Origin of the sequence: Variovorax sp. SG517 (assembly GCF_013376045.1) — a bacterium.
GTDB lineage: Bacteria > Pseudomonadota > Gammaproteobacteria > Burkholderiales > Burkholderiaceae_C > Variovorax.
Genome location: NZ_JABMJG010000005.1, coordinates 42,941 through 63,369, shown reverse-complemented (window position 1 = coordinate 63,369; position 20,429 = coordinate 42,941). Strand labels below are relative to the sequence as shown.

The following is a 20,429-nucleotide window of genomic DNA, read 5'->3' as shown; positions in this document are numbered from 1 at the left end:
CAAGACAATTCCGTCATCAGAGTCCTCCTGTCGGCCGCAGCACCATGTGCCCGCTTTCGAGGTCGAGCTCGGAGCGCAGGATGAATTCGATGGGGTACGGCACCGACCACAGCGTGCCGCGGATCTCCAGCGCGAGCAGGTTGTGGTGCTCGAGATCGGTGGCGTCGGTCACGCAGCGCACGTCGATGCTGTCCTTCATGATGCGCGGCTCGAAGTCGATGATGGCCGCGCGGATGGCCGCCTCGACGTCCGCGAAGTCGACCTCCGACATGCGCCCGCCGGCCCAGCCGCGAACGCCGAAGTTCAGCACCGAGCGGCGCGCGCGCGGCATGGCGTTGATGTCGTGCTCGGTACCGAAGTTGGTGGTGTTGAGCAGCCACTGCAGGTCGCGCAGCACCGAGTCGCGCAGCAGCCTGCCGCTCATGAGGAAGGCACCCGCGCGCTCCTGGCGGGTCTGCGGCGCCTTGTCGGTGAGCCGGTCGAGCAGCACCGGCTGCAGGCGGTCGCGCGCGACGCTTTCCTGCTGGTCGCCGTCGGTGTCCATCATTCCACTCATCAGGCAGCGCCCTCGCGCGAGAACTCGATGAGGCGCAGGTCGAGCAGCGAATGGTCGCCGGCCTCGCTGATCAGCGTGCGCTGGCCCAGGCCCGCGTACTGGTCTTCGCCGGACAGCGGCAGCCAGTCGGTGCGGCGGCCCAGCGTGGTTTCGTCGTCGAGGCCTTCGAGCTGGCCCGGATAGCGCACGGGCACCAGGCCGTTGAGCGCGCGGCCGTCGTGCAGCTCGAACTCGGTGGGCGCCCACAGCAGGTCGACCAGATGCTGCGGACGCGAGAACTTGATGCGGCGCACCTCGGGCAGGGGCAGCCAGGCATAGCCCGAGGGCGTGAGCAGCTCGAACACCGCACCGATGCGCACGTCGCCATCGCACAGCCATTCGAAGCTGCTGCGCTCCACCGGCTCCCCGTCGAGCGCCTGCACGGCGCGCGAGTCGGAGCGGTCGACGCTGGTGATGGCGCCGCGCAGTGCGGGTGCGGCCTGCCGCGCGGTCTCGCGCAGGGCGGCGGCTTCATCGGCACGGTCGGCCGGCAGGGCCGCCGCGGCGATCAGCTGCTCGACCCATTCCGCGTTGCCGCTGACGATGGCCGGTGCGCGCCCGCCTGACCAGAAGTCGCTGCGATGGCGCTCGCCCGCGAGCGCCATCGAACACGTGACGCTGGCGGGAGTGAAAGTGGGATCGAGCTTGGTGGCCAGCTTGAGCTGGTCCTCGGCCCGCTGCCAATCGCCGCGCAGTGCAAGGAAATGGCACAGCGCAAGACGCAGGCTGGCATTCTGGGGATTGGCGCGAATCTGCCGCTGTACCCATTCGGTGTGCTCCGCCACCGAGCGCTCGCCCAGTACTGCAAACCCATCGCCCATGAAGCTTCCTCGCTGACTGGCTGGCACACGGCGCGAAGGCCTGTGTGCAAAGGACGGCCGCGGAGGCCGTCGGGAAAAAAATCACGGCCGGCCCGTGGGCCGGCCGCGCACAGGGAAAAAGGATCAGGCTTCCTTGTTTTCCTTGATGTTCCAGGCCAGAACCGTCTCGGCGCCCTTGCCACCCTTGTCGGTCTGTTCCCAGTACTGCTGCTTCACCTTGGCGGCCTGGAATGCGTACTGCACGAACACGGCGTCGGAGCCTTGTTCTGCCGTGTACTGCACCGAGGTCACCAGCACCTCTTCGAGCGTGACGCGCGTGTATTCGATCTGCGAGCCCCCCGCCTTGCACACCGATACCTCCACCTTGCTCAGGTGCTTGCCGCTGGCGCAGTTCTTCAGCACCGAAGGTGCCGCCTTGTCGATGCGCGCGAGCACCTGCAGGTCGTTGAAGCTGGCCTTGCCAACGCCACCGCCACCGCCGCTGACCATGTTTCCAGGCTGCGTTGCTCCCCACGCAAACGACTTGATGTCCGTCCACTCCTTGTGGTTCGAGTCCTTCGATTCGCCGTTCGCGCCTTCAACGCGCATGAACATGTCTACTGCCATGATTTAAACCCCCAGAGTTATTTGCGCCCGATTCCGGGACGCCGTTGGATTAGCTGCTGTCCTTCTTGTTGGATGGCAGCTTCGAAACCAGCCGCAACGACACCGTCAGCCCTTCGAGCTGATAGTGCGGCCGGAGAAAAAACTTGGCGGCGTAGTAGCCGGGGTTGTCCTCGATGGCTTCCACCTGGACTTCCGCCGCCGCCAGCGGCTTCATTGCCTTCGTGTCCTGCGACGAGGTGCCGGGGCTGCCGTCGACGTAGTTCATGATCCAGTCGTTGAGCCAGCGCTCCATGTCCTCGCGCTCGCGGAACGAACCGATCTTGTCCCGCACGATGCACTTCAGGTAGTGCGCGAAGCGGCAGCAGGCGAAGAGATACGGCAGGCGTGCCGCGAGGTTCGCGTTGGCCGTCGCGTCGGCGTCGTAGTACTCGGCCGGCAACTGCAGCGACTGCGCGCCGATGAAGGCCGCGAAGTCGGAGTTCTTGCGGTGCACCAGCGGCATGAAGCCGTTCTTGGCGAGCTCGGCCTCGCGGCGGTCGCTGATGGCGATCTCGGTCGGGCACTTCATGTCCACGCCGCCGTCGTCGGTCGGGAAGGTGTGCGTGGGCAGGTTCTCGACCGCACCGCCCGATTCGACGCCGCGGATCGACGTGCACCAGCCGTACTGCTTGAACGAGCGGTTGATGTTCACGCCCATCGCATAGGCCGAGTTGGCCCAGGTGTAGCGGTTGTGCGCCGCCGAGTCGGTTTCTTCCTCGAACTCGAACTCGTCGACCGGATTGGTGCGTGCGCCATACGGCAGGCGTGCCAGGAAGCGCGGCATGGCCAGGCCGATGTAGCGCGCGTCTTCCGAGTCGCGCAGCGAGCGCCATGCGGTGTGCTCGGTGTTCTGGAAGATCTTGGTCAGGTCGCGCGGGTTCGACAGTTCCTGCCACGAATCCATCTGCATCACCGTGGGCGACGCGCCCGCAATGAAGGGGCAGTGCGCAGCGGCGGCGATCTTGGCCATCTCGCCGAGCATCTCGACGTCGGGCGGGCTGTGGTCGAAGTGGAAGTCGCCGATCAGCGCACCGAAGGGCTCGCCGCCGAACTGGCCGTACTCGGCTTCGTAGATCTTCTTGAACAGCGGGCTCTGGTCCCAGCCGATGCCCTTGTGGCGCTTGAGCGAGCGCGCGACTTCGCGCTTCGATGCGCACATCACGCGGATCTTGAGCTGCTCGTCGGTCTCGGTGTTGTTCACGAGGTAGTGCAGGCCGCGCCACGCGCCTTCGAGCTGCTGGAAGTCCTCGTGGTGCAGGATCTGGTTGATCTGCTCGGAGAGCTTGCGGTCGATCTCGGTGATGATGGCCTGGACGGTGCGATAGGCGTCGTTGGAGACGGTGACGGTGCTTTCGAGCGCCTGCACGGCCAGCGTCTTGACGGCGTTCTCCACCGCCTCGCGGGCCTGGTCGGTCTTGGGCTTGAACTCGCGCTGCAGCAGGTTCGAGAACTCGTTCGGCTCCAGCGTCTCGACGGAGGCCGGTGCGCGCGCGGTGGTCTGTTTGGGGGCGGTGCTCATGATGGTGGCGGTCCTTGCTGCTGCTCGCGCTTACTCGGAAGAGTCGGAAGGGGTGCCGGGATTGCCGGCCTTTTCGTTCGCGGCTTCCACCGCCTTGGCAACGGCCGGGTTGGGCGCCGACGCCAGCGACTTCAGGAGCCCGGGGTTCTGCAGCGCCTGCGCGATCAGTTGTTCGGCGCCGTTCTTGCCGTCCATGTACGAAAGCAGGTTCGACAGCTCGGTGCGCGCCTCGAGCAGCTGCTGCAGCGCGCCGACCTGGCGGGCGATGCGCGCGGGCGAGAAGTCGTCCATGCTGTCGAAGGTGATGTCGACGTTCATCTGGCCTTCGCCGGTGAGCGTGTTGGGCACCTGGAAGGCGACGCGCGGCTTGATGGCCTTCATGCGGTCGTCGAAGTTGTCGATGTCGACGGGCATGAATTCGCGCTCGGCGAGATCGGGCATGGGGTCGATCTGCTTGCCCGCGAGATCGGCGATGACGCCCATCACGAAGGGCAGCTGGATCTTGCGTTCGCTGCCGTAGATCTCGACGTCGTACTCGATCTGCACGCGCGGCGCGCGGTTGCGCGCAATGAACTTCTGACCACTGTTTCTGACACGGTTGTCTGCCATAAGCTTCCTCTTGAATCTGTAATGCGTGCGGGTGCGCCCCGTCGGCCTTCGTGCGCCTTGTCGTTACCGTTATTCGGCCTGGCCGCCGTTCAACGGCCGTCCTGCAAGACTTTCTATCTTCTGCAAACCCTCGGGCACGAGCTCTTCGATGATCTGGAAGAAGTTCAGGTCCAGCAGCCGCTGCGCCCTGCGGATGAGCATGGGCGCCGGATGGCTGGGCTCCGTTCGCTCCATGAACTGGCAAGCCTTTTCGAGCAACACCTGCACATCTTCACGGCTCGATATTTCAATATCCTTAATGAGCACCGGACGTAGGCCTGCACCGCCATTTGCGGGCCCCGCGGCCGCACCGTTCGCAACCGCTCCCGCGACGTCGACCCCTTGCGCACCGGCTGCCGAGCGGGCCTCGCCGGGTACTGGCTCTTCGGCCTGTACCTGCTCCGGCAGCAGCTGGGCCACGGTTCGCAGCGAGCGCTCGAGCCGCGAGAAGTCGGGCGCCCAGCTCTGGCCGAGCGCGCGTTCGCAGGTCTCCCGGATGCGCTGCAGCAGCTCGAGTGCCGCACGCAACGCCACCACCGGAGGCGCCGACTTTTCCTGTGCGCGCCGCACCGTGTCCCTGAGCCGGCCGATGCCGCCCGGGTAGTCGATCTGATGGTCGGTCTTGCTCGAATCGAGCAAGGCCTCGACCTGCCGCAGGCTCATCGATGCGCCGCCGTCGTCGACCAGCCGCGCATCGCGCACACTGCGTCCGAGTCCCTCGGCTTCGGCCAGCGCGGCCAGCGCATTCATGCGCGGCAGCGGGTCCTCAAAGCCGCCGTCGACGACGCGCGGATGCACGTCGTCCCAGAATTTCTGCAGCACCACGTCGACGAGTTGCAGTCCTTCGACGTAACCCGGCAAGCCACGGTTCTCGGTCCACGCCAGCGTGAGGGGCACCAGCACCCGCAGGTCGCGCGTGCGTGTGCACAACTGCTTCGCGATGCGCTCGACGCGAGCCCAATCGGGCGGCTCGGCGGGAATGATGGTCGAGCCGAACTGCTGCTCGCGCTTACCCGCCGTTGCCTGGTGCAACGCCATGAAATCGGGGTCGTATTCCAGGTCTTCACCGCAAGGCAGCGGGCCCTCCACAGGCACCTGCAATAGATCGATCTCGCTCTGCGCCAACCTCTGCTCCCCTCGTTCAAACGTTTCCTAACAACAGCAATCTTGAGGGGAACAAGTGATGCGGTCAACAGCAACAGATTGCAACACGGCGCGTATGAATTACTAAGAAGTACAACTCCTTTTGAAATTCAAACAGAACGACTACACCTCGTTCACAGCAAACCGCGAGCAGCCAAATTGCGCATCAACGCACTGATACCAAAAGTCCACATCGGCGCCTTGTCCGCGTGCACCACGCGATTGACCAGCGCGCCGAGTTCCGGAGCGGCAATGCGCACCCGGTCACCCACGACGTGGGTGAATCCTTGCCCAGGCCCGTGACGGTCTTGTGTCGGAGCGAACATCGTTCCCAGATACAACATGAAGCCATCGGGATAAGCGTGATTTACTCCTATGGTTTGCGACACGAGATCGAGCGGATCGCGGCTGATCTTCGATAGAGAACTCGATCCCTCGAGCACGAAGCCTTCGGGCCCCGTCACTTCCAGCGCAACGGTGATGCGGCGCACGTCCGCGATGCCGAAGTGCTCATCGAACAAGCGTATGAAAGGGCCGATCGCGCAGGAGGCGTTGTTGTCCTTCGCCTTGCCCAGCAGCAGTGCGCTGCGGCCTTCGAAGTCGCGCAGGTTGACGTCGTTGCCCAGCGCGGCGCCGAGGGTTTCGCCGCGGCTGTTCACCGCGAGCACGACCTCGGGCTCAGGGTTGTTCCACGCGGAACCCGAATGGATGCCCACGTCCGCGCCGGTGCCCACGGCGGAGAGCACCGGCGCCTTCGTGAAGATCTCCGCGTCGGGTCCGATGCCCACTTCGAGGTACTGCGACCACGCGCCCTGCGCAATCAACACTTCCTTGACCTTCATTGCCTCGGGCGATCCGGGCACGATGTCCGCGAGGTTGTCGCCGAGCACGCTGCCGATGGCCGCGCGCGTGGCCTCGGCCTTCGACGCATCGCCGCGCGCCTGCTCCTCGATCACGCGTTCGAGCAGGCTCGCAACAAATGTGACCCCGCTGGCCTTCACGGCCTGCAGGTCGCAGGGCGCGAGCAGCCATGGTCTGGCCGCATCGCGCGCGGTCTCGTCGCTGTTGGCAAGGACCTCATCGAGCGCCGCGATGCGCGGTGCGCCCTGCAATGCGCGGCGAACGGCCTGTGCAGGCGCTTCCTTGCCTTCGAGCAGATCGCTCATGGTGGGCGCGAGCTTCGACAGGTCGTGCAGGCCGCCTTCGTGAACGGCAACAAGCACGGGGCCGACGCCGGGCTGCCAGAGGCGTCCGACGAGGGTGGCGCGTTCGGCGTCGCGGGGAAGGCAGGAAGAGATGGAAAGGTCGAGCGGCATGGCGTGGTGTCTCCGTGGATGGGTGTGCGCTGTGCCGCATCGTAGCGGCGCACACGGGAGACGGCGCGGCCTGCTTCGCCTTTTCTCCGTCCGCAGTCAGTGCCCCGGCGTCGCGCGCACGCGCGCCACCTCGGCGGGCAGGTTGGTCCACGCCGGCTCCTGCGGCGCGAAGCGCGCGCGCATGTAGCCGGCGAGTTCGGCGATCTGCCGGTCGTCGAGCACCTCGCGGAAGCCGGGCATGAAGCCGATGTCGCGGCTCGCGGGTTCGCGCACGCCGTCGAGGATGGTGCGCAGCAGGTTGTCGGGCCGCGCGCTGGTGAGGTTGCTGTTGAGCGCGAGCGGCGTGTTGACGCCGAGCAGCGTGGGGCCGTTGCCGTCGTGGTGGCAGGAGGCGCAGGCACTGTCGAACATGCGCTGTGCGGGGCCCAGCAGCTGCCCCTGCGTGCGTGCGGCGTTGTCGACCACCTGCTGCGCGACGGCTGCGGGCTGCGCGACAGGCGGGGGATTGAACGAGCCGAGGTAGGTCGCCATCGCGCGGATGTCCTCATCGGGCACCTGCGCGAGCTCGCGCACCACCTCGGCCATCGGCCCGCCCGCGATGCCGTGGCGCTGCGTGTGGCCGTGGCGCAGGTAGCGGTAGAGCTCGTCGGCATCCCACGGCACCGCCGACTTCGACGCCAGCTGCGTGAGCGCCGGCGCCTCCCAGCCATCGACCATCGCGCCCGAGAGGAAGGCGCTGCCGCCCTGCTCCGCGCCGAGCGCGTTGCGCGGCGTATGGCAGGCGCCGCAATGCCCGAGGCCATTGACGAGGTATGCGCCGCGGTTCCACTCCGCGCTCTGCGTGGCCACGGGCTGCATCGGCGCCGGATCGTGGAAGAGCGCGTTCCAGCCGGCCATCAGCGGCCGGATGCTGAACGGGAACTTGAGCTCGGACTTCGGCGTTTCCGCGCGCACGGCAGGCAGCGACATGAAGTACGCGTACAGCGCGTGCAGGTCGTCGTCGCTGGTCTTCGCGAAGGCGGTGTAGGGGAACGCGGGATACAGGTAGTGGCCGTCGCGCGAGACGCCCTCGCGCATCGCGCGCTGGAAGGCGCTGAAGGACCAGCGGCCGAGGCCCGTTTCCGCATCCGGCGTGAGGTTGGTGGTGTAGAGCGTGCCGAAGGGCGTGTCCATGGCACGGCCGCCCGCGTTGGCCGTGCCGCCGGGTGCGGTGTGGCACACGGCGCAGTCGCCCACCGCGGCGAGCACACGGCCGCGCTCGATGGTGGCCTGGCTGTAGACCGGCGCGGTGAGCGACACCGGCGCGATGGCCGAGCGCCAGCCGAGCAGTCCCGCGATGACGCCGATGCCGCCGACGACCAGCGCCGCGCCCGTCGCCCATACGCCCTTGCGCCGAGGCCATGGCGCATTGCTCCTTCCCCCCTTGGGCGAAGGTTGGGATGGGGGCACGGCAGCGTCGCCATTTGAGCGCCGTATGCCCCCATCCCCGCCCTCCCCCAGGGGGGGAGGGAGCGAACCCCGGTTCAATTCGGCCAGCACTGTCTCCGGCGTGAAAGGCGGCGAGCGGAACCGCACGCCCGTCGCATCGAAGATCGCATTCGCAATCGCCGCCGTGCCGGGCACCGACGACGACTCGCCCGCGCCCAGCGAAGGCTCGCCGGGCCGCGGCATGTGCATCACCTCGATCACCGGCACTTCGCGGAAGTTGATGATCGGGTAGCCGCCCCACTCGCGGCTCGCGACCACGCCGGAAGGCAGCACGCCCGGCAGCTGCGCGCCCGCCGCCGTGCCTTGCTGTTGCTGCTGTTGCGGCGCGAACTCCACCCGCTCCTTGAGCGCCCGGCTCGTCGTCTGGATCACGTTGCCGTGCACCTGGTGCTCGACGCCCGCCGGGTTGATCATCAGGCCGGCGTCATGCCCCACCACCACGCGGCGCACGTGCACCTCGCCGGTCTTGCGGTTGACCTCCACGTCGGCCACCCACGCGGCCCACGCCGCGCCGAAGCCCGGCCACTTGCTGTGGACGTAGCGCGCATAGGCGAAGCCCTGGCCGAAGAGGATGTCGCCGCCCTCGCCGAGCCCACCGTCGGCGTTCTCCTGCGGCCCGGTGCGCATGCGCCAGCCGGCCTTCTGCGCGGTGGCCTGCACGAGCTCGACGGCGCGCGGGTCCTTCAGATGCCGCAGCCTGAACTGCACCGGGTCGACGCCCGCCGCCGTCGCCAGCTCGTCGATGTACGACTCGTGCGCGAACGAACTCGGCAGCGCCGACACGCCGCGCAGCCACGAGGCGCGCACGATCGGCGCCATGTCGTTGACCTTCACGCGCAGGTTGTCGTAGCTGTAGGGCGGACGCGCCGTGCGGTCGCCCATCTCGAAGGCCTGCGCCACCGGCTCGATGGTGCGCGTGAGCAGCAGCGCGAGCGTGGGCGCGCCGTTCGACGGGTACGAGGTCTCGAAGTCGTAGGCGGCGACGCTGCCGTCGGCCATGAGGCCGCCGTCGATTTCCATCAGCTGCGCGGCGCCCTTGGGCTCCCACGCATGCTCCTGCTCGCGCGTGAGCTGCACGCGCACCGGTGCGCCCACCGCGCGCGCAAGCAGCGCCGCGTCGGCGGCCACGTCGTCGGCGCCGTTGCGGCCGTAGCAGCCCGCGGCCTCCATGCGCACCACGTCGACCTGCACATCCTCCACGCCCATGAGCTTCGCAAGATCGGCGCGCAGCACATGCGGATTCTGCGAGCCGGCCCAGCAGCGCAGCTGCATGGCGCTGCCGTCGGCGGGCTGCCATTCGGCCAGAGCGCACGACGGGCCGATGGACGCATGCATCTGGTAGGGCCACACGTAGGTGCGGTGCATGGGCTGCGCCGCCGATGCGATGGCGCCGTCGACATCGCCTTCGTCGACCAGCAACCGCTGCGTGGAGGGGTTGTCGCGCAGGGCCTTCGCGAGGTCGCCGAGGTCGGGCATGCCGGGCCATGGCTTCCACTTCACGCGCAGCTCGCGCAGCGCCTGCTCGGCGTGTTCCTCGCGTTCGGCCACGATGCCGACGAAGTCGCGGATGACGACCACCGCGCGGATGCCGGGGATGTGCGCGATCGACGACTCGTCGACCGACTCCAGCGTGTTGCCGATGAACTCGCCGTGGTCCGCGCCCGCATACGGCGGGCGCACCACGCGGCCGTGCAGCATGCCGGGCACGCGCATGTCGTGCACGAACACGAGTTCGCCCGCGAGCTTGGCCGGGATGTCGACGCGCGCCTGCCGCGTACCGACGACGCGGTAGTCGGCCGGGTCCTTGGGCTTCGCGTTCGGATCGAGCCGCAGCACGGTCCGCTGGCCGGCCACGAGGTCGGCGTAGCTGACATGCCGGTCCGGCGCCTGCGCGACGCGCACCACGCCGTTGCGCACCTGCAGCGCATCCTCGGCCACGCCCAGGCGCTCGGCCGCACGCGCCAGCAGCCATGCGCGCGCCTGCGCCGCGGCCAGCCGCAGCGGCTGTGCGTGGATCTGGATCGAGGCGCTGGCGATGGTCGCGCCCTGGTTGGGCGCGCGCGCGGTGTCGCCGAGCATCACGCGCACGCAGGGCATGCCGAGATCGAGCTCCTCGGCCACGATCTGGCCCAGCGCCGTCTGGATGCCGGTGCCGAGGTCGACGTGTCCGTTGAGCGCGGAGGCGCTGCCGTCGTCCCACACGGCAAGCAGCACCTCGTCGCCTTCGGCGGGGTTGCTGGCGATGAAGGCAGGCTGACCCTTGGCCGGGGCTGGCGGCGGCGGGGTCTCGCGCAGCACCAGCAGCACGCCGGTGGCGGCAAGGAACTCGGCGCGCGTCTGAGGCAGGTCGGCGCGGCGCGTCATGGAATTTGCCCCCTCTCCCGCTTGCGGGAGAGGGTTGGGGTGAGGGCCGGCGGCGATAGCAATGGCTGCGCTTCGGCAAAGGCCGATGCCCTCACCCTGGCCCTCTCCCAGAGGGAGAGGGGAGAAGACCCGAAACTCATGCGCTCGCCTCCGCGCGCATGCGCACCGCCGCGCGCTGCACCGCGTCGAGGATCTCGATGTGCGTGCCGCAGCGGCACAGGTTGCCCGACAGCTCGGCGCGGATGCGCACTTCGCTCGCCTGCGGATCGCGCGCGAGCAGCGCCGCCGCCTGCATCACCATGCCGTTGAGGCAATAGCCGCACTGCGCGGCCTGCGCATCCTCGAAGGCGGCCTGCACTGGGTGCCAGCTGCCGCGCGAGCCCAGGCCTTCGAGCGTGGTGATGGCACGCCCCGCCACGCCGTGCGCCGGAATCACGCACGAGCGCGCGGCCACGCCGTCCACGTGCACGGTGCAGGCGCCACACTGTCCCAGACCACAGCCGTACTTGGGGCCGTTCAGCCCCAGGTCGTTGCGCAGCAGGTGAAGCAGCGTCGCCTCGCGCGGCACGCCCGTTATCGATTGCGCCCGGCCGTTGACCAGCAGGCGCAGCGGCTCAGCGCCGCAGCTGGCCGTCACGGGCGTATATCTCCAGATCGACGAAGGTCGAGCCGTTGTGGTTCTTCGCGCTGTACTCGATGGGGAATTCGCCGAAGCGCGTGCTGCCGATGCTCTCCAGCCCGGCGATGAAGCTGTCGCGCGTGGGCGTCTTGCCCGCGCGGCGCAGGCCCTCGACCATGACGCGCGCGACGATGTAGCCCTCCAGCGCGGTGTAGCTGTCGATCTTCTCGCCGAACTCGGCGCGGTCGCGCTGGTAGTCGGCCACGATGGGCACGCGCAGCGCCTGCGGCGGCGGCACGATGCTGGCCGTGACCAGGCCCGCGAGCTTGCCGTCGAGCCGCTTGGCCGAGCCGGCCGCATCGGTGATGCCGACCGACAGCGTGTACAGCGGCGAACCCACGGCGCTGGCGCGGTAGTCGCGCATGAACACTTCCACCATGCGCCCGGCCATGATCATCACGACCGCGCCCGGCTTCGCGTCGGCGAGGCCGGTGACGACCTGCTTCGCGTCCTCGGCCGCGATGGCCAGCGGGAAGGTCTTGAGCACCTTCACCTTGTAGTCGGCCGCGAGCTCCTCGCAGGTGGCGAGGTTCGACTTGCCGAAGGCGCTGTCCTGGTAGACCACCGCGATCGACTGGATGCCGATGGTCGAGAGGTGGCTGATGATCTTGCGCAGCTCCAGGTCGTAGCCCGCGCGCACGTGGAACAGGTAGCGGTTGACCTTGGTGCGGAACGACGTGGTGCCCACCAGCGGCGCGAACATCGGCACGCCGGCCTTCTCGGCGAGCGGCATCGCCGCGGCGAGATTGCCGGTGGCCACGTAGCCGGTGAGCGCGAAGACCTTGTCCTCGTCGATCAGCTTGGCGGTGTTGACGGCCGTCTTCGCGGGGTCGTAGGCGTCGTCGTAGGTGACCAGCTCGATCTTGCGGCCGTTCACGCCACCCGACTTGTTGACCCTGTCGAAGTAGAGCTTGATGCCCGCGCGGTAGTCGATGCCGAAGTCTTTGGCCGGCCCGCTGAACACGGCCGACTGGCCGATGCGGATGGTGGTGTCAGTCACACCGTTCGTGCCGTTGTCCGCGCGCGCCGAACGCAGCAGCCCAGGGCCGAGTGCAAGGGCGGCGCCACCCGCGACCATGGCGCGCCTTGTGATGGAAAGCTTCATGCGTCCTGAGCCTCGTGGTTCGTTCTTGTCGTTCTTGCGGGGGCGCGTTCAGGCGGTCTGGATGTCCGCGGACTGGATGCGCTTGACGCCCTTGGCCGTCATCTGCTTCCACGCGGCGGCCAGCGAGCCGTTGAGGTCGATGCCGCGCGTGGCGTCCTCGATCACGTAGGCCTCGAAGCCAGCCTTGCGCGCGTCCATCGCGGTCCAGGCCACGCAGAAGTCGGTGGCCAGGCCGGTGACGAACACCGTCTTGATGCCGCGCGCCTTCAGGTAGCCGGCCAGGCCGGTGGCCGTCTTGTGGTCGGCTTCCTCGAAGGCCGAGTAGCTGTCCATGTCCTTGTGGAAGCCCTTGCGGATGACGAGCTGCGCGGTGGGCACCTTCAGGTCCTTGCCGAGCGCCGCATCGTCGGTGCCCTGCACGCAGTGATCGGGCCACAGCACCTGCGTACCGTAGCTGAGCTTGGTGGTCTCGAAAGGCTTCTTGCCGCTGTAGGTGCTGGCGAAAGATGCATGGCCCGCCGTGTGCCAGTCCTGCGTGACCACGATGTTCTCGAAGGCCGGCGCGAGCGCGTTGATCACCGGGATGACCTCGTTGCCGCCCTTCACCGCCAGCGTGCCGCCGTCGAGAAAGCAGTTCTGCACGTCGACCACGATCAGCGCCGCCTTGGCGCCGGGCTTGATCTTGCCGGCCGCGAAGGCGTTGAAGGCGACACTGCCGAGGCCACCGGCCAGCCCGAAGGCGGCGGCGGATTTCACGAGGGTTCTGCGATGCATGGCGTGGACTCCTGGTAGGACTGGAAGGGGAACTTGAATCAGGACAAGAGAAACTTTCCAGGAACACCACGGAACCGGCTTTGCCGGGCCGTCGGTGTTGCCCCCTGCAAGGGGGTTGGCGAAGCGACACGAAGTGCGCGAAGACTGGGGGTGTGCTTCATGCTAGACGCTGAGGTAGGCGCGGCGAACTTCGTCGTTCGCCGCGAGCTCGGCCATCGTGGCGTGATAGCGGATCTGGCCCTTCTCGAGCACGTAGGCGCGGTCGGACACCAGTTCGGCGAAGTGCATGTTCTGCTCCGACAGCAGGATGCTCACGCCCTGCGCCTTGAGCTCCAGGATCATGTTGGCCATCTGCTCGACGATCACCGGCGCCACGCCCTCGGACGGTTCGTCGAGCAGCACGAGATACGGGTTGCCCATGAGCGTGCGCGCGACCGTGAGCATCTGCTGCTCGCCACCGCTCATGCGCCCGCCCGGACGGTTCGGCATCTCGCCGAGGTTGGGGAAGAGCTTGAACAGGCGCTCGGGCGTCCATAGCGGCGCGTCGCTGCCGTCGGCCCAGCGGCGCGCGGGCTGCTTTCCGACCTCGAGGTTCTCCATCACCGTGAGGTCGGTGAACACGCGGCGGTCTTCAGGCACGAAGCCCAGGCCCAGTCGCGCTGCGTGGTGCGGCTCGCTCTTGGAGATGTCGTGGCCCAGGAAGCGCACGGCGCCGCGGCGCTTGGCCAGCATGCCGATCAGCGCCTTCAGCGTGGTCGACTTGCCCGCGCCGTTGCGGCCCATGAGCGCGACCACTTCGCCGCGGCGCACTTCGAGATCGACGTCGTAGAGGATCTGCGCGGCGCCGTACCAGGCGCACAGGGCCTTGGCCTGCAACAAAGGTTCGTGTGTGCTCATGCGGCTTCTCCAACTGCTTCGGCTTTCTTCTCGAAGGTCTTGCCGCTTCCGAAATACACCTCCTGCACCTTGGGGTGGTCGCGGATCTCGAGCGGCTTTCCCTGCGCGATGAGGCGACCGCGCGCGAGCACGATCATGCGGTCGGCGTACGCGAACACCACGTCCATGCTGTGCTCCGTGAACAGCACGGCCAGGCCGCGCTGGATGACGAGATCCTTGGTCAGCGCCATGAGCGAATTGCGCTCCTTGGGCGCCATGCCGGCGGTGGGCTCGTCCATCAGCAGCAGCTTGGGCGAGTTGGCCATCGCGATGGCGAGCTCGACGCGCTTCACGTCGCCGTAGGCGAGCACGCTGCAGGGTCGGTCGGCCTGCGACTTCATGCCGACCTGGTCGAGCAGCGCGAGCGCTTCCTCGCGCTTGTGTTCAGCCGCGCGGCGCCACATCGAGAACAGCTTGCCGTCGTGCGACAGCAGCGCCATCTGCACGTTCTCGGCCACGGTGAGCGAGGCGAAGGTCTCGGCGATCTGGAAGGTTCGGCCCACGCCTTTGCGCCAGATGGCGCGCGGCTTCTGGCCGACGAGCTCGTGCCCGTCGAACAGGATCGAGCCCTGGTCGGCCTTGAGCTGGCCGTTGACCATGTTGAAGGTGGTCGACTTGCCGGCGCCGTTGGGGCCGATGAGGGCCAGCAGTTCGCCGGCATGCAGTTCGAAGCTGATGCCGTCCACGGCCTTCACGCCGCCGAAGGACTTGCCGAGGTTCTCGACCTTCAGCAGAGGTACGTTGGAGCTATTGGGGGAAGTCATGCCTTGGCCTCCTTCACCTCAGGCACCGACGGCGCCGTTTCGGGCTTGCCGCGGCGCAGCAGCTTGTCGGTCAGCTGCTTGGCAAAGCCTGCAATACCCTGCGGGAACAGCAGCACGAGGATCAGGATGATGGCGCCGAGCGTCGCGCGCCAGTAGTCGGTGTTGCGCGCCACGGTGTCGTGCAGCCAACTGAAGGTGACGGCGCCGACCACCGGCCCGGCCAGGGTCTGGATGCCGCCCAGCAGCACCATCACCAGCCCGTCGACCGACTTGTCGACGCTGAGACTTTCGGGCGAGATGCTGCCCTTGGAAAAAGCATAGAGCGAGCCGGCCAGACCGGCCGCAGCGCCGGCGACGACGAAGGCGGTCCACTGCATGCGCTTGACGTCGATGCCGATGGCGTCGGCGCGAAGCAGCGAGTCGCGGCCCGCGCGCAATGCATAGCCGAAGGGCGAGAACAGCACGCGGCGCAGCATCAGGATGCCGGCGGCCACGAGCACCAGCGTGAGCCAGTAGTAGGTGCGCTTGTCCGACAGCCACTCCGACGGCCACACGCCCGTAAGGCCGTTGCTGCCGCCGGTGAACGAATCCCACTGGTAGACGACGGCCCAGGTGATCTGCGCGAACGCCAGCGTGAGCATGGCCAGGTACACGCCCGACAGCCGCACCGCGAACCAGCCGTAGACCAGGGCGCCGATGGCCGCGACCAGCGGGGCCACGATGAGCGCCGCTTCCATCGGCAGGCCGCTGGAGCGCACCAGCAGCGCGGCGCCATAGGCCCCGAGGCCGAAGTAGGCGGCGTGGCCGAACGAGTGCATGCCGGCCGGGCCCATGATGAAGTGCAGGCTGGCGGCGAACAGGGCGGCGATCAGCAGGTCGATCATCAGCACCGTGGTGTAGGGCGAGCCGGCGGTAAGCAGAGGCATGGCCATGAGCGCCACGCCCAGCGCGGCCACCAGCCACAGGTAGCCCTTGCTCGCGCGGCGCAGCGGCTCCTCGGCCATGCCCACGTAGCGGCTGGGCGCCTGCGGCCTGCCGAACAGGCCCCACGGGCGCCACACCAGCACGATGGCCATGACGATGAAGTCGACCACCAGCGTGAGCTTCGAGAACGACACGCTGTAGCCGAAGATTTCAACCACGCCAAGCCAGATGCACACGGCCTTGATTTCGGAGATCAGCAGCGCGGCTGCATAGGCACCCGGAATGGAGCCCATGCCGCCCACCACCACCACCACGAAGGCCGCGCCGATGGTGTTGAGGTCCATCGCGAGCGTGGCCGGTTCGCGCGGCAGCTGCAGCGCGCCGCCCAGGCCCGCGAGCATGGCGCCGAGCCCGAACACCGCGGTGAAGAGCCAGGCCTGGTTCACGCCCAGCGCGCTGACCATCTCGCGGTCTTGCGTGGCGGCGCGCACCAGCGTGCCCCAGCGGGTGCGCGTGAGCAGCAGCCACATGAGGCCGAGCACGACCGGGCCGACGACGATCAGAAACAGGTCATAGGTCGGAAACTGCCGGCCCAGGATTTCGACCGAGCCCGACAGGCCCGGCGCGCGCGGCCCGAGCAGCTCGTCAGGCCCCCAGATGTAGAGCACCGCGTCCTTGATGACGAGAACCAGTGCGAAGGTCGCCAGCAGCTGGAACAGCTCCGGCGACTTGTAGATGCGGCGCAGCAGCACCATTTCGATCAGCGCGCCGAGGATGCCGACCGCAATCGCGGAAAGCACCACCGCCGGCCAGAAGGCCATGCCGCCGCCGAGCTTCTCGACCAGCGTGTAGGCAAGGTAGATGCCGACCATGAAGAAGGAGCCATGCGCAAAGTTGACGATGCGCGTGACGCCGAAGATCAGCGAAAGGCCAGCCCCCACGAGGAACAGCGACGAAGCCGACGACAGCCCGGTGAGGAACTGAAGCAGCAATGAAGAAAGACTCATCCGAAGGCCTTCTGGTGGCGGTTTTCATTCATGGGAGGAGCATCCGCATTCAACGCAGCCCCGCGGTTGGCGCCGTCGTGCCCCCACCCCGACCCTCCCCCAAAAGGGGAGGGAGAAATTCGGGGAACACCACGGAACCGGCTTTGCCGGGCCGTTGGTGTTGCCCCCGGAAGGGGGTTGGCGAAGCGACACGAAGTGCGCGCAGCCTGGGGGCGAGCCATATCAGTCGGCGGCGCGCGATTTCTTGACGTCGGCGGCGGAGGGCTGGAACTTGGCACCGTCGAAGTAGGTGTAGTCGACCATCACGCCCTTGCCGTTCTCGTTCTTCGTCTTGCCGACGAAGGCGCCCATGGTGGACTGGTGGTCTTCGGCGCGGTAGCTGATCTTGCCGAACGGCGTATCGACCTGCAGGCCCTTGAAGGCTTCGACGAGCTTCGGCGTTTCGGTGCCCTTGGCCTTGACCACGCCGGCCGCGACGGACTTGATCATGCTGTAGCCGACCACCGAGCCCAGGCGCGGGTAATCGTTGTACTTGGCGTGGTACGCGAGGAAGAAGGCCTTGTGCTCGGGCGTCTGGATGCCGTACCAGGGGTAGCCGGTCACGATCCAGCCGTTGGGCGTTTCGTCCTTCAGCGGATCGAGGTACTCGGGCTCGCCGGTCAGCACGCTGACGACCGAGCGGTCCTTGAAGAGGCCGCGGGTGTTGCCTTCGCGCACGAACTTCGAGAGGTCGGCGCCGAAGAGCACGTTGAAGATCGCATCGGGCTTGGCGTCGGCCAGCGCCTGGGCGACGGCGCCCGCGTCGACCTTGCCGAGCGGCGGCGCCTGCTCGGCGACGAACTCGACGTCGGGCTGCGCGGCCTTCAGCAGTGTCTTGAATGCGGCCACGGCCGATTGGCCGTATTCGTAGTTGGGGTACACGACGGCCCAGCGCTTCTTCTTGAGCTTGACGGCTTCCGGTACCAGCATCGCGGCCTGCATGTAGGTGCCGGGACGCAGGCGGTAGGTGTATTCGTTGCCGCCCTGCCAGGTCATCTTGTCGGTCAGCGGTTCACCGGCCAGGAAGAAGATCTTCTTCTGCTTGGCGAAGTCGGCCACGGCCAGGCCGGTGTTCGACAGGAAGGTGCCGGTGAGCACGTCGATCTTCTCGCGCGCCACCAGTTCTTCGGCCACGCGCACGGCGTCGCCGGGGTTGGCGTTGTCGTCGCGCATGATGAGCTCGACCTTCTTTCCGTTCACGCCACCCTTGGCGTTGATCTCTTCGACGGCCAGCTCCATGCCCTTCTTGTAGGGCTCGAGGAAGGCGGGCTGGGCCTTGTAGCTGTTGACTTCGCCGATCTTGATCACGCCCTGCGCATGCGCGGGAACGAGAGCAGTGGTCAGCGCTGCGAGGGCTGCGGCGCTGAAGACGTGACGCAATGGGGTCATGGGAAAAGCTCCTTGAAATCGAAAGAGGAAAGGAAACACCGTGAATGGGCTGGAAGGGCGGAAGAAACGATCAGCGAAGACCGTCTTCGCCCTTGATCTCATGGACCTGCAGGCCGCCGATGCGCGGCAGAGGACGGCCGCTGTCGGTGACGGCCACCGCCACCACGATCTCGTTGGCGCGCGGGGCGTCGCTCACGCGAGCCTCGACGGCGTCGAAATGGCTGCGCACGAAGGCGGCGTCTTTGTGGCCCAGCGGCACGTCGATGGCGGTGCCCAGCGTGCCCTGCTTCTTGGCCGAGGGCACGAGCGCCGCACCCTTCTCGACCGCCACGCGCAGCGGCGCGCCCAGCTTGGGATGCAGGATGGCGGCGGCATGCTCGAGCTCGCCGCGCTCGCCGACGATGGCGGCCTTGCCGTAGCTCTGCGCCTGGCCGGGCTCGATGCTCAGCGCCTTCACGGCCTTCTGACCCAGAAGGGCGCCGAGTTCCTCGCCGATGGCGATCAGGTCGTCGAGGTTCTCGCTGTAGCGGCCGGCGTAGGGGTTCTCGATCACGGCGATGGCGACGGCGCGGCGCGTGGGCGGCGTGATGTCCTTGCCCATTTCGCGGCGGGTTTCATCGACCTGTACTACGAGCTTGCGGATGTTGGCGGTCATGTTCTGTGTTCCTTGTCTCTGTATGGATGCTGCGGCTCAGCGCAGGCCATCCCATTTGCTGATGTCTTTGGCGAGCAGGCCACCTACGCGTGCGTGGACGCGGTAGCCGGTGCTCATCGCGAGGATGAAGACGATCTCGTCGGCCGCCGGCGCGCCGGGCACGCGCACCTCGATGGCGTCGAACTGGCCGCGCACGTAGCTGGCGTTGATGTTGGTCAGCGGCACGTCGAGCGCGGCGCCGGGCGGGCCGACCTTCTTGGTCGAGGGCACGATCGAGAGCGCATTGCCGGGCTGGCCGGTCTTCTCTTCAGCCTTGCCTGCGGTGTAGGCGGCGCGGCTGCCCTTCCAGCCCAGCAGTTCGCGCATGGCGTAGCCGCCCGGCACGTGCCACAGCGCACCGTGCTCCAGCTCGCCGTCGGCGCCGACGATGGCGCCCTTGCCGTAGGTGGCGATCCGCTCCAGCGGCACGTCCATGGCGGCGTGCAGCCGGTGCGCCATGTCGACGCCCACCGGGTCGAGCAGCGCCATCATCGGCAGGATGTCGGGCTCGTAGCGGCCGGCGAACGGATTGGTCAGCACCGCGCCGATGGCACCACGCACCAGCGGGGTGTCGGCGCGCGGTCCGAACTCGTGGTGGATGTGCTCGACATGGGTGAAGACGCGGCGGATTTCGATCATGAAAAAGAACCTTGCTTTTCGTTAAGCAAATACTGAACCAACGGATCTGGGCAACGCTGTGCCGAGCGCCTTCGAGCATAAGGGCTCGACAAGTCTCCACTGCCCCTGGCAAACGAGTAGAGCGGCCCACACGAGCCCGCCTTTTTGCAGGACCTTGGCGCACACCGCGCCCGTATCGAGTGCGCTGCGCACCTGCGCGGGGGCCAGCGCGGGCACGTCGACGGTGACGAGCGTGTCGCACAGGTCGCTGTCGTCCTTGCACTCGTTCGCGGGGCGGCGCGCGATGGCTTCGTCGTCCACGTCGACGGCGTTGGCGATCACTGTCGCCGCGGCGTCGGCCTGAGCCGCGGTGGCGGCCAGCACCGTCACGCTGTCGGCGATGCCCAGCGAGAAGCTGCGTCCGCGCCAGCCGCTGGTGGCGACGCCGCGCACGGGCTGGTCGGCGCGCAGCTCGAACTGGCCGTCGGTGGTGAGGATCCCGCCCTCGCCGGCGAGATGGCTGCGCAGGTCGAAGCGCGCGATGTCGGCGAACACGCCCACGCGCGCGGACTGCCCGGGCGCGAGATGCAGCGCGATGTCGCCGCCGTTGTTGATCCACGCGCGCTCGACGCCGGGGCGCTCGTAGAAGGCGATGAGCTCCTGCGCCACGGAGCCGGCCACCGCCGCCATCGGCGTGATGAAGGTCGGCGAGAACGCAGCGCAGGCGTCCCACATGCGGCGCGCCACCACGTTGCGCGGGCGCATCCTGTCGGTGACGGGCAGTCGCAGCAGCGGCAGCTCGTGCACCAGCTCGTCGAGCACGTGGACGAAGCGCGCCCACGCCGCGTCGTGCGCGGCGGCCACGGCGTACGGGTCGCCGTGCGCCTCGGCCACGATGTCGATCGGGCCGTGGTTGAAGTGCCAGCGGCTCTTGTCGAGCGCCGTGCGTTCGGCAGGCATG

18 protein-coding genes are annotated in these 20,429 nt (G+C 67.8%); all 18 read right to left on the bottom strand.

The features are described 5' to 3' along the window. Positions 1 to 16 precede the first annotated feature (16 nt). Positions 17 to 544 carry a type VI secretion system baseplate subunit TssE gene (gene tssE / locus FHT32_RS16245; RefSeq protein ID WP_176666075.1) on the bottom strand — a complete coding sequence of 176 codons (528 nt, stop codon included), beginning with the start codon at positions 542 to 544 and terminating at the stop codon, positions 17 to 19. An 11-nt stretch (positions 545 to 555) separates the two neighbouring features. After that, positions 556 to 1,416, bottom strand: coding sequence for a type VI secretion system accessory protein TagJ (locus tag FHT32_RS16240; protein WP_176665647.1), 861 nt, complete (start codon positions 1,414 to 1,416; stop codon positions 556 to 558). A 123-nt stretch (positions 1,417 to 1,539) separates the two neighbouring features. Continuing rightward, a complete protein-coding gene (locus FHT32_RS16235; protein WP_019658414.1) occupies positions 1,540 to 2,022 on the bottom strand; it encodes a type VI secretion system tube protein Hcp in 483 nt (160 codons plus the stop codon). A gap of 49 nt (positions 2,023 to 2,071) precedes the next feature. Beyond that, positions 2,072 to 3,580 carry a type VI secretion system contractile sheath large subunit gene (gene tssC / locus FHT32_RS16230; protein ID WP_176665646.1) on the bottom strand — a complete coding sequence of 503 codons (1,509 nt, stop codon included), beginning with the start codon at positions 3,578 to 3,580 and terminating at the stop codon, positions 2,072 to 2,074. 30 nt (positions 3,581 to 3,610) lie between these two features. After that, complete coding sequence (gene tssB / locus FHT32_RS16225) at positions 3,611 to 4,189, bottom strand: type VI secretion system contractile sheath small subunit (protein ID WP_176665645.1); 579 nt, start codon at positions 4,187 to 4,189, stop codon at positions 3,611 to 3,613. Positions 4,190 to 4,258: 69 nt separating this feature from the next. After that, the gene (gene tssA, locus FHT32_RS16220; RefSeq protein ID WP_176665644.1) at positions 4,259 to 5,353 is read right to left on the bottom strand and encodes a type VI secretion system protein TssA; all 1,095 of its coding nucleotides are present in this window, start codon (positions 5,351 to 5,353) and stop codon (positions 4,259 to 4,261) included. Positions 5,354 to 5,505: 152 nt separating this feature from the next. After that, complete coding sequence (locus FHT32_RS16215) at positions 5,506 to 6,687, bottom strand: fumarylacetoacetate hydrolase family protein (RefSeq protein WP_176665643.1); 1,182 nt, start codon at positions 6,685 to 6,687, stop codon at positions 5,506 to 5,508. 96 nt (positions 6,688 to 6,783) lie between these two features. Beyond that, positions 6,784 to 10,539: a molybdopterin cofactor-binding domain-containing protein gene (locus FHT32_RS16210; protein WP_176665642.1), complete on the bottom strand. Its 3,756-nt coding sequence runs from the start codon at positions 10,537 to 10,539 to the stop codon at positions 6,784 to 6,786. Between the two features lie 136 nt (positions 10,540 to 10,675). Beyond that, the gene (locus FHT32_RS16205) at positions 10,676 to 11,176 is read right to left on the bottom strand and encodes a (2Fe-2S)-binding protein (protein WP_176665641.1); all 501 of its coding nucleotides are present in this window, start codon (positions 11,174 to 11,176) and stop codon (positions 10,676 to 10,678) included. Beyond that, positions 11,154 to 12,323 (bottom strand): ABC transporter substrate-binding protein, encoded by a 1,170-nt coding sequence (locus tag FHT32_RS16200; protein ID WP_256099019.1) that lies wholly within the window; start codon positions 12,321 to 12,323, stop codon positions 11,154 to 11,156. Before FHT32_RS16200 ends, FHT32_RS16205 begins: the two co-directional genes overlap by 23 nt. A 48-nt stretch (positions 12,324 to 12,371) precedes the next feature. Further along, positions 12,372 to 13,097: a bifunctional nicotinamidase/pyrazinamidase gene (pncA, locus tag FHT32_RS16195; protein WP_176665640.1), complete on the bottom strand. Its 726-nt coding sequence runs from the start codon at positions 13,095 to 13,097 to the stop codon at positions 12,372 to 12,374. Between the two features lie 162 nt (positions 13,098 to 13,259). Next, entirely contained in the window at positions 13,260 to 13,994 is a 735-nt protein-coding gene (locus tag FHT32_RS16190) for an ABC transporter ATP-binding protein (protein ID WP_176665639.1), read from the bottom strand. Next, positions 13,991 to 14,797, bottom strand: a complete 807-nt coding sequence (locus FHT32_RS16185; protein WP_176665638.1) for an ABC transporter ATP-binding protein — start codon at positions 14,795 to 14,797, stop codon at positions 13,991 to 13,993. The genes FHT32_RS16190 and FHT32_RS16185 overlap by 4 nt, the downstream gene beginning before the upstream one ends. Next, positions 14,794 to 16,728 (bottom strand): ABC transporter permease, encoded by a 1,935-nt coding sequence (locus tag FHT32_RS16180; RefSeq protein WP_176665637.1) that lies wholly within the window; start codon positions 16,726 to 16,728, stop codon positions 14,794 to 14,796. Before FHT32_RS16180 ends, FHT32_RS16185 begins: the two co-directional genes overlap by 4 nt. 222 nt (positions 16,729 to 16,950) lie before the next feature. Continuing rightward, on the bottom strand, positions 16,951 to 18,156 hold the full coding sequence (locus FHT32_RS16175; protein ID WP_176665636.1) for an ABC transporter substrate-binding protein: 1,206 nt from the start codon (positions 18,154 to 18,156) through the stop codon (positions 16,951 to 16,953). A 70-nt stretch (positions 18,157 to 18,226) separates the two neighbouring features. Further along, complete coding sequence (locus FHT32_RS16170; protein ID WP_176665635.1) at positions 18,227 to 18,811, bottom strand: amino acid synthesis family protein; 585 nt, start codon at positions 18,809 to 18,811, stop codon at positions 18,227 to 18,229. A 36-nt stretch (positions 18,812 to 18,847) separates the two neighbouring features. After that, positions 18,848 to 19,489, bottom strand: coding sequence for an amino acid synthesis family protein (locus tag FHT32_RS16165; protein WP_176665634.1), 642 nt, complete (start codon positions 19,487 to 19,489; stop codon positions 18,848 to 18,850). A 21-nt stretch (positions 19,490 to 19,510) separates the two neighbouring features. Then, a complete protein-coding gene (locus FHT32_RS16160) occupies positions 19,511 to 20,428 on the bottom strand; it encodes a UPF0280 family protein (RefSeq protein WP_176665633.1) in 918 nt (305 codons plus the stop codon). Position 20,429 lies beyond the last annotated feature (1 nt).

What these genes read in the sequence shown, in the direction of transcription:
- tssE (WP_176666075.1), bottom strand. Translation starts at nt 544, where the DNA reads ATGGACACCGACGGCGACCAGCAGGAAAGCGTCGCGCGCGACCGCCTG.
- FHT32_RS16240 (WP_176665647.1), bottom strand. Translation starts at nt 1,416, where the DNA reads ATGGGCGATGGGTTTGCAGTACTGGGCGAGCGCTCGGTGGCGGAGCAC.
- FHT32_RS16235 (WP_019658414.1), bottom strand. Translation starts at nt 2,022, where the DNA reads ATGGCAGTAGACATGTTCATGCGCGTTGAAGGCGCGAACGGCGAATCG.
- tssC (WP_176665646.1), bottom strand. Translation starts at nt 3,580, where the DNA reads ATGAGCACCGCCCCCAAACAGACCACCGCGCGCGCACCGGCCTCCGTC.
- tssB (WP_176665645.1), bottom strand. Translation starts at nt 4,189, where the DNA reads ATGGCAGACAACCGTGTCAGAAACAGTGGTCAGAAGTTCATTGCGCGC.
- FHT32_RS16215 (WP_176665643.1), bottom strand. Translation starts at nt 6,687, where the DNA reads ATGCCGCTCGACCTTTCCATCTCTTCCTGCCTTCCCCGCGACGCCGAA.
- FHT32_RS16210 (WP_176665642.1), bottom strand. Translation starts at nt 10,539, where the DNA reads ATGACGCGCCGCGCCGACCTGCCTCAGACGCGCGCCGAGTTCCTTGCC.
- FHT32_RS16200 (WP_256099019.1), bottom strand. Translation starts at nt 12,323, where the DNA reads ATGAAGCTTTCCATCACAAGGCGCGCCATGGTCGCGGGTGGCGCCGCC.
- pncA (WP_176665640.1), bottom strand. Translation starts at nt 13,097, where the DNA reads ATGCATCGCAGAACCCTCGTGAAATCCGCCGCCGCCTTCGGGCTGGCC.
- FHT32_RS16190 (WP_176665639.1), bottom strand. Translation starts at nt 13,994, where the DNA reads ATGAGCACACACGAACCTTTGTTGCAGGCCAAGGCCCTGTGCGCCTGG.
- FHT32_RS16185 (WP_176665638.1), bottom strand. Translation starts at nt 14,797, where the DNA reads ATGACTTCCCCCAATAGCTCCAACGTACCTCTGCTGAAGGTCGAGAAC.
- FHT32_RS16180 (WP_176665637.1), bottom strand. Translation starts at nt 16,728, where the DNA reads ATGAGTCTTTCTTCATTGCTGCTTCAGTTCCTCACCGGGCTGTCGTCG.
- FHT32_RS16175 (WP_176665636.1), bottom strand. Translation starts at nt 18,156, where the DNA reads ATGACCCCATTGCGTCACGTCTTCAGCGCCGCAGCCCTCGCAGCGCTG.
- FHT32_RS16170 (WP_176665635.1), bottom strand. Translation starts at nt 18,811, where the DNA reads ATGACCGCCAACATCCGCAAGCTCGTAGTACAGGTCGATGAAACCCGC.
- FHT32_RS16165 (WP_176665634.1), bottom strand. Translation starts at nt 19,489, where the DNA reads ATGATCGAAATCCGCCGCGTCTTCACCCATGTCGAGCACATCCACCAC.
- FHT32_RS16160 (WP_176665633.1), bottom strand. Translation starts at nt 20,428, where the DNA reads ATGCCTGCCGAACGCACGGCGCTCGACAAGAGCCGCTGGCACTTCAAC.